The 12327-nt window shown below is 30.6% G+C and carries 11 protein-coding genes and 1 tRNA gene; all 12 read left to right on the top strand.

Going from position 1 to position 12327, the window contains the following annotated elements:
- Positions 1-688: DUF2232 domain-containing protein (locus CHL78_RS17880; RefSeq protein WP_116041655.1), on the top strand; the 688-nt coding region annotated here is incomplete at its 5' end.
- Between the two features lie 10 nt (positions 689-698).
- Entirely contained in the window at positions 699-2693 is a 1995-nt protein-coding gene (locus tag CHL78_RS17875; RefSeq protein ID WP_094369570.1) for a DHH family phosphoesterase, read from the top strand.
- A complete protein-coding gene (gene rplI, locus CHL78_RS17870) occupies positions 2694-3143 on the top strand; it encodes a 50S ribosomal protein L9 (protein ID WP_094369569.1) in 450 nt (149 codons plus the stop codon). It begins immediately after the preceding gene.
- Positions 3144-3164: 21 nt separating this feature from the next.
- Entirely contained in the window at positions 3165-4493 is a 1329-nt protein-coding gene (gene dnaB, locus CHL78_RS17865) for a replicative DNA helicase (RefSeq protein WP_094369568.1), read from the top strand.
- 209 nt (positions 4494-4702) lie between these two features.
- Entirely contained in the window at positions 4703-5008 is a 306-nt protein-coding gene (locus CHL78_RS17860; protein WP_094369567.1) for a hypothetical protein, read from the top strand.
- Between the two features lie 86 nt (positions 5009-5094).
- The gene (locus CHL78_RS17855; protein ID WP_116041653.1) at positions 5095-6384 is read left to right on the top strand and encodes an adenylosuccinate synthase; all 1290 of its coding nucleotides are present in this window, start codon (positions 5095-5097) and stop codon (positions 6382-6384) included.
- 263 nt (positions 6385-6647) lie between these two features.
- Positions 6648-7592, top strand: a complete 945-nt coding sequence (locus CHL78_RS17850; RefSeq protein ID WP_116041651.1) for an iron-hydroxamate ABC transporter substrate-binding protein — start codon at positions 6648-6650, stop codon at positions 7590-7592.
- Positions 7593-7755: 163 nt separating this feature from the next.
- Positions 7756-8769, top strand: a complete 1014-nt coding sequence (locus tag CHL78_RS17845; protein ID WP_094369338.1) for a FecCD family ABC transporter permease — start codon at positions 7756-7758, stop codon at positions 8767-8769.
- 3 nt (positions 8770-8772) lie between these two features.
- The gene (locus tag CHL78_RS17840; RefSeq protein WP_094369339.1) at positions 8773-9786 is read left to right on the top strand and encodes a FecCD family ABC transporter permease; all 1014 of its coding nucleotides are present in this window, start codon (positions 8773-8775) and stop codon (positions 9784-9786) included.
- 52 nt (positions 9787-9838) lie between these two features.
- Positions 9839-10621 (top strand): ABC transporter ATP-binding protein, encoded by a 783-nt coding sequence (locus CHL78_RS17835; RefSeq protein WP_094369340.1) that lies wholly within the window; start codon positions 9839-9841, stop codon positions 10619-10621.
- 12 nt (positions 10622-10633) lie between these two features.
- Positions 10634-12001, top strand: a complete 1368-nt coding sequence (locus CHL78_RS17830; RefSeq protein WP_094369341.1) for an MATE family efflux transporter — start codon at positions 10634-10636, stop codon at positions 11999-12001.
- Between the two features lie 189 nt (positions 12002-12190).
- Positions 12191-12266: transfer RNA gene (locus tag CHL78_RS17825), tRNA-Lys, on the top strand.
- Positions 12267-12327 lie beyond the last annotated feature (61 nt).

Raw genomic sequence — 12327 nt, 5'->3', positions numbered from 1 at the left:
AGCAAGAAAGAATCTAGCAGAAGCTGAATACAATAAGTTTGAGCCTATATATGGCGGTACAGTTATATTTGTAGTATCTTCAATAATATTCTTCTTTGTGATGAAATTTGTTTTTAAAACTAATGTTTTAGAAGAATTTATGGGTATTATAAGTGGTAACATCAAAATACAAATGGAAGCTATGAAAGGATCAGAAGTTGATATATTTAATGGATTAAGAATTGAAGATGTAGAAAAATATATAAATAATATGCTTCCTACATTATTATTCTTCCAGGGAATGATATCAGCTTTTATAACATATTGCACGACAGTATTTGTATTAAGAAAAATAAACAAATCTAGCTTACAAAAGCCTAAGTTTGCAGACTTTTATTTACCGGGAAATGCTGTAGCAACATCATTTGTACTGTATTTAATAGTTTTATTTGTAGAACTTGTAGGATTAAACCTTCACACCGAGTTAATAATGACTAACCTACAGCTAGTATTTAGTTTTATGTTTATAGCTCAAGGTATAGCTGTATCTATTTTCTTTATAAAGAAGTGGATGAAACAAGGTTCTGGCAAGATGATACTTCTTGGAGGTCTTGTTATAAGTATAACTGGGGCGATGGGAATATCTTTTATTGGTATGCTAGATAGCATAATTGACTTTAGAAGAGTAAGAAGCTACAAATCCACTTAGGAGGGTAGAAATGAGGAACAAGCCAACATTTAAAATAAATATGCCAGAAATAAATATATATATAGTGATTATAGGAATTATTAGTACTATAATGATTTTCTATAATTTATATATAGGATGTTTATTTTTCTTTGGTTTTATATATATAGTCTTTCATAACTGGAGAATTACTAATGTCAGAAGGAAAGAATGGACTAAATATATTCAAAACTTATCTCTCGATATAGACGAGACAACCAAAAAGGCTATAATGAATCTTCCGATACCTCTTTGTATACTTGAATTTGATGGAAGTATATCTTGGTACAATAATAAATTCTGTGATATAACACAAACACAAGATTTATTAGGTATGAATATTGATAGTATAGTAAAAAATTTAAATCTTAGAAAAGTATTAAATGAAAATAAAGAGATGTATACAGATATATCTTTCAATGATAGAGATTACACTGTAGTTTATAACGTTATAAAGAATGAGCAAGGTAAATCTGCAAAGTACTTAATGATGTTATATTGGATAGATAAGACAGATTATCTACAATTAGAAAAAAAATACAAAGATGAGAGAAATGTAATTGTATTAATACAAATTGATGGATATGAAGATGTATTAAAGAGTGCATCAGAAGAAAAAAGACCTCTGATAAATGTAGAAATAGAAAAAATATTAACTACATTAGAAGTAAATAGCAAGGGGGCTTTAAAAAGAACATCTAAAGATAAATTTATCCTAATCATGGATAAGCAAGAAATGAAGAAATTAGAGAATGATAAGTTTGCGGTTTTAGATGCTATTAGACAAATAGAACATGGAAATAATTTACCTGTAACTATAAGCATGGGTATAGGGGTAGATGGAGACACAATAAATGAAAATCTAAAACTTGCGAATGGAGCACTTGATCTAGCTCTAGGTAGAGGTGGAGATCAAGCTGTTGTAAAAACAAAAGATAAGTTTGTCTTCTATGGCGGAAAATCAAAAGCTGTAGAAAAGAAAACTAAGGTAAAATCAAGATTAATAGGTCATGCTCTTAGAGAAATAATACTAGAGAGTAAACAAGTGTACATAATGGGACATAAGTACCCAGATATGGATGCTATGGGAGCTGCAGTTGGTATTTATGATATATGTAGATCTTGTGATAGACCAGCTAACATAGTTTTAGACTCATCAAATGAATCTATAGATGAATTTGTAAAGAGATTAAATGATTCAGAGTACTATGATGACATATTTATAGACCATGATGAAGCTATAAAGAACTGTACTAGAAATACATTAGTAGTTGTTGTTGATACACATAGACCTAACTATACTGAATGTGAAGAATTATTAGGATTATCTGAAAAGGTGGTTGTTATAGACCATCACAGAAGGGGTGTTGAATTTATAAATGACACTGTACTATTATTCCATGAGATTTATGTATCATCTACTTGTGAGATGGTAACAGAATTGGTTCAGTATATTGAAGATGATGTTAAGATTAATAAATTAACTGCAGAAGGATTATTGGCAGGAATAAGTTTAGATACTAAAAACTTTGCATTTAAAACAGGTGTAAGAACATTTGAGGCAGCATCATATCTTAAAAAGGTAGGTGCAGATACTATAGAAGTTAAGAAACTATTTAACTCTGAAGTTAAAGATTTTATTACTAAAGCAGATATAATAAAAAGCACTAAGATAATAAATGAAAATGTGTGTTTAGCATACTCTACAGAAGAGATGGATAATATTAATATTATTATTGCACAAGCAGCGGATGAGTTACTTAACATAAAAGAAGTAGAAGCATCATTTGTCTTAGGTCAAAAAAATGGAAAAATATTTATAAGTGCTAGATCATTAGGAAGTATAAATGTTCATGTACTAATGGAAAAATTAGGTGGCGGTGGCCATATAGATATAGCTGGAGCACAACTAAAGGATGTATCTTTAAAAGAGGCCTATAGAATGGTGCAAAATATAATAGAACAATACATAGAGGAGGAAGACTAGATGAAAGTTATATTATTAAAAGATGTAAAAGGAACAGGTAAAAAAGGAGAAATGAAAGAAGTAAGTGATGGATACGCAAGAAACTTCTTATTCCCAAAGAAAATGGCAGTTGTAGCTGATAATACATCTGTAAAGGAATTAAATGAAAAGAATAAATCTCAAGAAATAAAAGCTCAAAAAGAGTATGAAGCAGCAGTAGAATTAGGAAAGAAAATGGAAGAAATGAATGTTGTTATATACTCAAAAGCTGGAGATGGCGGAAGATTATTTGGATCTATAACTTCTAAAGATATAGCAGAGCAATTAAAAAAGCAAAACCAAATAGAAGTTGACAAGAGAAAGATACTATTACCAGAACCAATAAGAGTATTAGGATCAACAGTTGTTGAGATAAAAATACACCAAAAGGTAGTAACTAAGGTAAGAGTAGACGTTAAAGAAAAACAATAGATTTCATTTGAGGTGATAGACATGGAGGACATGACTAGAATTCCTCCGCATAGTGTTGAGTCAGAGCAATCTATATTAGGATCTATATTACTTGATAAAGATGCCATAATAACAGTTACTGAAAACATAAGACCAGATGACTTTTATAAAGAGGCACATAAGATAATTTACGAATGTATGATTAGATTAAGTAATAAAGGAGAACCTATAGACTTAATAACATTAACAGAGGAATTAAAAAAACAAGGTCATTTAGATGATGTTGGAGGTATAAGTTACATTACAAGCCTTTCTACAATAGTTCCTACGACATCAAATGTAAAATACTATGCAGATATAGTAAAGGAAAAGTCAGTGCTTAGAAAGCTTATAAAAGCCTCTAATGACATAATAAATTTGGGCTATGATGGTGCAACTAAAATAGAAGATGTACTAGATCAAGCTGAAAAGAGGATATTCGATATATCTCAAGAAAAAACTAGTGATGATTTTAAATCTATTAATTTAGTATTAATGGATGCTTACGATCAAATAGAAAAGTTATACACTAATAAAAGTGATGTAACTGGAATAACAACTGGTTTTAATGATTTAAATAAAAAGATAAATGGATTACAGAGAACGGATTTAATACTACTTGCAGCCCGTCCAGCTATGGGTAAGACTGCATTCTCATTAAACCTTGTTCAAAATGCGGCTCTAAAAGGGGATGCATCTGTAGCTGTATTTAGTTTGGAGATGAGTAAAGAACAGTTAGTTCAGCGTATGTTAGCAACTCAATCTCATGTAGAGTTAAAGAAACTAAAAACAGGTAGTCTAGATGAAAATGACTGGCCAAGAATAATAGATGCAATGGCAGTTCTATCTAATACTAATATACATATAGATGATACTCCAGGTATAAAGATATCAGAGTTAAGATCTAAATGTAGGAAGTTAAAGATAGAAAAAGGCCTAGATTTAATACTTATAGATTATCTTCAACTTATGGAAGGTGAAGGTAATAACGAAAGTAGACAACAAGAAATATCTAAGATATCAAGATCTTTAAAGATGATTGCAAAGGAAATGAATTGTCCTGTAGTTGCACTTTCTCAGCTATCTCGTGCTCCTGAACAAAGAGCCGACCATAGACCTATGCTATCGGATTTAAGAGAATCTGGAGCAATTGAGCAGGATGCGGATATAGTTATGTTCTTATATAGAGATGAGTATTATCATCCTGATTCAGAAAGTAAAAACATAGGTGAAGTTATAATTGCGAAGAACAGACATGGTGAAACTGGATCTGTGGAATTAGTATGGTTAGGTGAAGTTCAGAAGTTTGCAGATAAGGCTAGAGACATGTAAATATCAATAAATATCCACAGAACATGCTTTCTTTTAATAAGAAAAATGTGGATACTTGTCTTAAGGTATTAAAAAACATTGAAATATGCATAAAAAGTTATCAACAGTATCCACAGAACACCTGTTGATAAATGTGAATAAAAAATAAAGCAAGCTATAAGCTTGCTTTATTTGTGTATAATTAAAAATTGTAAGTGGAGGGAATGCTATTGAATATAAGTATAATATACATATACCCAGATATAATTGAAATAAATAATGAAATTAATTTATTTCGAATAGTAGATAGAAATATCAAAGAAACATTAGTATTTTATGCTAAAAATACTAATGACAGTTATCAACTATACCTGACTAACACTATGACAGGGGATAATCGTAATTTCCACAACACTGATAATTTAGAAAATATTAATATATGGATAAATAAAATAAAAGCAAATGAAGACAATATTATAGGTAATAAAAATTTTGAAAAAATTGAAAAATACATATTAAATCTAATTGAATATTAAAAAAGTTTGAAAATGTATCGAATGTTTGATAAAATAATGAAGTATAGTGTTCGAATATATTTATAAAATAATTAGAGGTGAATTACATGAAGACAGTTGCAATTGTAGGTTCTCAATGGGGAGACGAAGGAAAAGGTAAAGTAATAGATTATCTTGCTACACAAGCTGACGTAGTAGTAAGAGGCCAAGGTGGAAACAATGCAGGACATACTTTAGTTGTAGAAGGAAAGAAATTTGCTCTACGTTTAATACCATCTGGAGTTCTTAACCCAAATACAGTAAACGTAATAGGGAACGGTATAGTATTTGACCCAAAAGGATTTTTAGAAGAAATAGAAACTCTTAATGAAAATGATATAGATACTAGAAATATAAAAATAAGTGATAGAGCGCATGTTGTATTCCCATACCATAAAGAATTAGATGCTTTAGCTGAAGAAGCTAGAGGAGATAATAAAATAGGTACTACTAAAAAAGGTATAGGACCTTGCTATATGGATAAAACTGAGAGATCAGGGATAAGAATATGTGACTTAATGGATAAAGATATATTTGCTACAAAATTAAAGTCTCAAATAGAAGCTAAAAATAAATTAGTTACAAACATATATGGAAAAGAATCAATGTTTGATTTTGAAACAATATACAATGAGTATTTAGGATACGCTGATCAAATAAGAGATTGCGTGGCAGATACTTCAGTTTTAGTATATGATGCTGTAAAAGCTGGTAAAAAAGTATTATTTGAAGGAGCTCAAGGTACATTACTTGACTTAGACTTAGGTACTTATCCGTACGTAACTTCTTCTCACCCTACATCAGGAGGGTTTGCTGTTGGTGCAGGTGTAGGACCAAACATGATAAAAGACGTTGTAGGTATAGTAAAAGCTTATACTACAAGAGTTGGAGAAGGTCCATTCGTTACTGAATTAGACAACGAAGTTGGAGAAAAAATAAGAGTCCAAGGACGTGAATTTGGAACAGTTACAGGTAGAGCTAGAAGATGTGGTTGGTTCGATGCTGTTATAGTTAAATATGCAGCTAGAGTAAACGGATTAACTAGTATATCATTCATGTTACTAGATGTTTTAAGTGGATTTAATAAAATAAGCATATGTACAGCTTATAAAATGGGAGACAAGATAATAAATGATTTCCCAGCATCTTTAGAAGATTTAGCTAAATGTGAGCCAGTATATGAAGAGTTAGATGGATGGAATGAAGACATAACTTCAATAGAAAGATATGAAGATCTTCCTGAAAATGCTAAGAAATATATAGCTAGAATAGAAGAGTTAGTTGGTGTAAGTGTTGATATGGTATCTGTAGGACCAAACAGAGCACAAACTATGATAAGAAAAAATATATTTGCTTAATATAAATGATAGTGTAGATAGTAGAGTTTAAAACTTTATTATCTGCACTTTTTTATTTATATGCTAATTGAAATATATTGAGTGTATGTATTAAATTAGAAAATAAAAAATATAAATATATTATAAAAATAAAAATTATGTAGAAAAATGTTGACTAAATTTATTGAGATGATATAATTATTTTATAAACTAAATGATAATAATTATTATTAACGGAAATGAATGATAATAATTACATATAAAAAAATACAGGAGGATTAGTCATGAAAAGATTAAAATCATTAGTGTTACTAGCGACAACAGTAGCGACACTTGGATTAGTTACTGGTTGTTCAGGAAACGGAAATAGTGAATCTGGTAGCACAAAAGTAGAAACAAAAATAGTAAGTTCAGTAAAAGGTGATGTTGAGATACCAACAAATCCTAAGCGTATAGTTGATATATCAGGAAGTAGTGAAGAATTAGCTATATTAGGACATGTACCAGTTGCTACGGCAAACGTAGATTCATATGAAACGGATAAAGTACCTTCATATGTATCTGATAAGTTAGGAAAATCAAAAGTAGTAGGTCATTCTATGATGGATACTATGGATATCGAAGCAATATTAGCGGCTGAGCCAGATTTAATAATAATGGCTCCAAGACAAGAAAAAATATATGATCAATTAAAAGACATAGCACCAGTAGTTATGTTAGAAGATCAATCAAATGATTGGGAAGCAAAATTAAAAGATGTAGCTAAATTATTTGGACAAGAAGAAGAAGCTCAAAAATGGCTAGATGCTTACTATGCAAAAGCTGAGAAGATAGGTGCTGAAATAAAAGAAGCAAACGGAGATAAGACATACTTAACAGTATTAGCTTCTTCAGGACAATTTATGGTATTTACTGAAGGTGGTATAGGAACAGTATTAAAGCAAGATATGAAGTTACCTCAACCAGTTAATATGCCAAAGCAAGATAGCATAACATTACCAACGGTTACTATGGAAGGATTAACTGAAATAGATGCAGATCATATAATAGTAATAGGTACAGAGTCAGATAAGGCTGATTTAGAAGCAAGTACAGTATGGCCTCAAATAAGAGCTGTTAAAGAAGGAAATGTAACAATACTTGATGCAAGTCCATACTTCAGTCAAGCATATAATCCAATAGGAAGAGAACTATTATTACAAAACATAAAAGATGAAGTTGTAAAATAGTTAATATATGAGTAGGTGAGTAAAATGTTGTACATTTTAAGCACCTACTATTTCAATTTACAGAAATTTAGTCAATTAAAAATAATTATCAATAGGTTTTATGGGTATATTTATAATATGAGATATAAATTAATTTTAGCTAAAGTTTAAAGGAGGATGAGTAATGGGTAAATCAAAGAGAAAAACTCTAGCTTATTCATTAATGTTTATAGGAATAATATTGCTTGTAGTAGGTATAGGGATGTCTATATCTCTAGGTGCTAAACAAATAGATTTTTCAACAATAATACAAAGTTTATTTACAAATAATGATGATGTAAATATTAAAATAATTAGAGACGTTAGAGTACCAAGAGCTATTGCGGCTGCACTAGTAGGTGGATTTTTAGCAGTAGCAGGTGCAATTATGCAAGGTATAACTAGAAATCCAATTGCAGAGCCATCAGTAATGGGTATCACACAAGGTGCTACATTTATGATAGCAGTAGCATTTGTATTACAAAGAATATTCCCTAACTTAGTAATAGGAAGTTTTGGATTAATGATATTTGCTTTTTTAGGTGCAAGTATAAGTGGACTATTAGTATATTTCGTAAGTTCAAGATCAGCTAGAAAAGTAGACCCAGTAAAACTTGCTCTTGCAGGTACAGCACTTGGGACTTTATTAATATCTCTAGCGATGGGAATTTCTATGTACTTTAATCTAGCTCAACAATTAAGCTTTTGGATCTCTGGAGGTTTAGTGAGTGCAAAATGGCAAGGAGTACAGTTATTAGCAATAGTTGGTGGAATCGCATTAATAGGAGCTATGATAATGGCGCCTAAAATAACAATATTAAGCCTAGGCGAAGAAGTTGCTATAGGATTAGGTCAAAGAACTAATTTAGTAAGATTTATTTGCTTAATAATAGTAATCTGTCTTACAGGAGCATCGGTTTCCGTAGCAGGAAATATAGTATTTGTAGGTCTTATAGTGCCACAAATAGCTAAGGCTATAGTAGGATCAGATTATAAATATATAATACCAAGTTCGATGATATTAGGATCAGTTTTACTAGTTTATAGTGATATTATGGCAAGAATGATAAATCCGCCTTATGAAACACCAATTGGATCATTAACGGCATTATTAGGAGTGCCGATGTTTATATACCTTGTGAGAAAGGATACGAAATAGATTATGAAGCTTAATAAAAATAAAAAATTTGCCTTAGTAATAGGGATTCTAATTGCATTAATTTTTATTACATTTCTAGTAAGTTTAAATATGGGCTCACTTTCAATAGAACCATTAGATGTTATAAAAACATTAATCGGACAAGGTTCAAAGAGTCACGAAATAGCAATTTTTAAATTAAGACTACCTAGAATTGTTATAGGAATATTAGTAGGAACTGCTTTAGCAACAGCAGGTACAATACTACAAGGTGTAACTAAAAATGACTTAGCAGACTCAGGAATCTTAGGAATAAACTCAGGAGCAGCATTATTTGTAGTCGTATATATGTACTTCATGAACGGAAATGTTTATGATGGGATAAGTGATATTACAATATTTACAATGCCTATAGTAGCTTTATCAGGAGCTATATTTGGAGCATTTTTAATTTATATTCTTGCATGGAAGAATGGAATAAATTCATCGAGATTATTATTAATTGGTATAGGTATAAATGTCGCATTTACATCGTTACTTACAATATTCCAATTAAAATTTACAACACAAGAATTTAATAGAGTAATGGCATGGACATCTGGAAGTATATGGGGATCAAATTGGAAATATGTATTAGCAATATTACCTTTTATAGTGTTATTTATGGCATTAACAATATATAAATCAAGATATTTAGATGCTCTAAATCTAGGTGATGAAGTAGCAACTGGCCTAGGTATAGAGGTTGAAAAAGAAAGAAGAAAATTAATAGTATATGCAGTTATTTTAGCTGGTGTAGCAACTTCAGTAGCAGGAAGCATAGGATTTTTAGGATTGGTAGCTCCTCATATAGGTAGAAAACTTGTAGGGCCAAAACATAAAAAACTAATACCTACAGCTGCACTTATAGGTACATTGATATTATTAGCGGCAGATACAATATCTAGAAATCTAATAGCTCCTATGGAAATTCCAGTAGGAATTGTAGTTGCAGTAATAGGTGTACCATACTTTATTTATTTAATGTTGGCAGAATAAAAAGTATTTGAGACAAATGAAGTGGCTTTAAATAGCTGAAAGGAGAATAAGTATGAATTGTATAAGTACTAAAGATTTAAATATATCATATGGAAATTTAGATATAGTTAAAGATCTTAATTTAAATATACCAAAAGGAAAAATAACTACAATAATAGGCGCTAATGGTTGTGGTAAATCTACAGTATTAAAGACTATAGCAAGGATTTTACAGCCAAAAAGCGGTGAAATATATGTTAATGATAAAAATATTAAAGACCAAAGTTCAAAGGAACTAGCAAAGACTATGGCAGTACTTCCGCAAAGTCCTCAAGCACCAAGTGGATTAACTGTTGAAGAATTAATAGCTTATGGAAGATTCCCTCATCAAAGGGGATTCGGAAAGTTAAAAAAAGAAGATACTGATATAGTATCATGGTCATTAGAAGTGACAGGAATATCTGAGTTTAGAGAGAGACCGATAGAAGCCTTGTCAGGCGGTCAGAGACAAAGAGCATGGATAGCAATGGCTCTAGCTCAACAAACAGATATACTTGTTCTAGATGAGCCTACAACATATTTAGATTTAGCTCATCAATTAGAGGTACTAAATCTATTAGAAGAATTAAATAAAAAACAAGGTACAACTATAGTTATGGTAATACATGAACTTAACAATGCGGCTAGATTTGCAGATCACATGATAGGTGTGAAAAAAGGTAAAATAGCATGTGAAGGTAGTTCATATGAGGTTATGACAAAAGAGAATCTAAAAGAATTATTTAATATAGATGCAGAGATTGTAAGTGACCCAAGAACAGGTAAGCCTGTATGTATAACTTATGATATGGTTTAAAAAGGTGATATCATGGATAATCAACAAGCATTAAGAAATGAAAAAGTAGGTACTTTATTATTAAAATATTCGGTACCTGCAATATTAGCAATGATGGTGACTTCTTTATACAATACTGTAGATAGAGCATTTATAGGGTCTATAGAAGGTGTAGGAGCTCTTGCTATATCAGGGCTAGGAGTAACAATGCCTCTATTTACAATCTTAGGTGCATTCTGTGTAGCTATAGCAGTTGGAGGTAGCACAAATATATCAATAAAACTTGGAGAAGGCAATAAAGAAGAAGCAGAAAGAGTTTTAGGTAATACATTTGCCCTAGAATTATCTGTTGGGATATTAATAGCGATAGTGGGATTATTTTTCTTAGATAATATTCTTTATGTATTTGGAGCAAGTAATGAAACTATACCTTATGCAAGAGAATATATGAGTGTAATAATATTTGCTGCATGGTTTAACTTACCAGGATTTGCACTAAATAGTGCTATAAGAGCAGAAGGTAATCCAAAACTAGCAGCAAAAATGATGATAACAAGTTGTATTCTTAACTTAATATTAGACCCAATATTTATATTTGTATTTGATATGGGAATACGAGGCGCTGCTATAGGTACAGCAATATGCCAATTAGTAATATGTATATGGTCAACATATTACTTTACAAAAGGAAAATCTAATCTAAAATTAAGGATTCAAAATATAAGGCTAGAAAAGAAGTATTTAAAACTTATTACAATAATAGCTTTAACTCCATTCTTCTTTGAACTTTCGGCAGGGTTTATCCACTTAGTTACAAATAGAGTACTAAAAATATATGGTGGAGATTTAGCTATAGGAGCGATGACAACAGTAACTTCTATTTCATTAATGTTTTTAATGCCTGTATTTGGACTAAGCCAAGGTATGCAAACTATAATAGCTTATAACTATGGAGCTAAACAATATGATCGTGCAAAAAAGGCATTATCACTATCTATTGCAGTAGCGACAAGTATATTAACCATTGGTTTCATATTGATTAGATTGTTCCCTGAGTTATTCGTTGGAGTATTTACAAAAAATAATGAACTTATGAATTTAGCTATTAACGGAATTAGCATAAATTTAATATCATTACCTACAATAGGTATATCTATTTTAGGACCGGTGTATTTCCAATCAATTGGAAGTGCAAAAAAATCTATGGTATTGAGTTTATTAAGACAAGTCATAATTTTAATACCTGTTATATTAATAGTGCCTAAAATACTTGGATTAAATGGAGTATGGATGTCACAGCCAATATCAGATATAGTAACTATGATGATAATAGGAGCTTTTTTAATAAAAGAATTTAAAAAAGTATCAAAAAATGAAGAGATAATTGAAAAAATATCATAAATTTTTAAAAAGATAAAATCAGTATAACCATTGGTAATGCTGATTTTTATCTTTTTAAAAACAAAAATTAAATAAAATTATTAAAAAAAATAAAAAAAGTTTTAAAAAAGTGTTGACGAAAAATCTATATGCATATATAATAATATTTGTGAGCGAGAGAAACGACGAAATAAGTCGAAAAAACAACATGATCCATTAGCTCAGTCGGTAGAGCACCTGACTTTTAATCAGGGTGTCCCGCGTTCGAGTCGCGGATGGATCACCAACTCACGGCCCATTGGTCAAGCGGTCAAGACACCGCCCTTTCACGGCGGTAACAGGGGTTC

The sequence above is a fragment of the Romboutsia weinsteinii genome, assembly GCF_002250835.2.
Classification (GTDB): domain Bacteria; phylum Bacillota; class Clostridia; order Peptostreptococcales; family Peptostreptococcaceae; genus Romboutsia_A; species Romboutsia_A weinsteinii.
The sequence above is the reverse complement of the archived record's forward strand: the minus strand, read 5'-3'. Positions and strand labels throughout refer to the sequence as shown.

Excerpts from the sequence above, each read along its gene's own strand:
- CHL78_RS17875 (WP_094369570.1), top strand. The coding sequence starts at position 699 with ATGAGGAACAAGCCAACATTTAAAATAAATATGCCAGAAATAAATATA.
- rplI (WP_094369569.1), top strand. The coding sequence starts at position 2,694 with ATGAAAGTTATATTATTAAAAGATGTAAAAGGAACAGGTAAAAAAGGA.
- dnaB (WP_094369568.1), top strand. The coding sequence starts at position 3,165 with ATGGAGGACATGACTAGAATTCCTCCGCATAGTGTTGAGTCAGAGCAA.
- CHL78_RS17855 (WP_116041653.1), top strand. The coding sequence starts at position 5,095 with ATGAAGACAGTTGCAATTGTAGGTTCTCAATGGGGAGACGAAGGAAAA.
- CHL78_RS17850 (WP_116041651.1), top strand. The coding sequence starts at position 6,648 with ATGAAAAGATTAAAATCATTAGTGTTACTAGCGACAACAGTAGCGACA.
- CHL78_RS17845 (WP_094369338.1), top strand. The coding sequence starts at position 7,756 with ATGGGTAAATCAAAGAGAAAAACTCTAGCTTATTCATTAATGTTTATA.
- CHL78_RS17840 (WP_094369339.1), top strand. The coding sequence starts at position 8,773 with ATGAAGCTTAATAAAAATAAAAAATTTGCCTTAGTAATAGGGATTCTA.
- CHL78_RS17835 (WP_094369340.1), top strand. The coding sequence starts at position 9,839 with ATGAATTGTATAAGTACTAAAGATTTAAATATATCATATGGAAATTTA.
- CHL78_RS17830 (WP_094369341.1), top strand. The coding sequence starts at position 10,634 with ATGGATAATCAACAAGCATTAAGAAATGAAAAAGTAGGTACTTTATTA.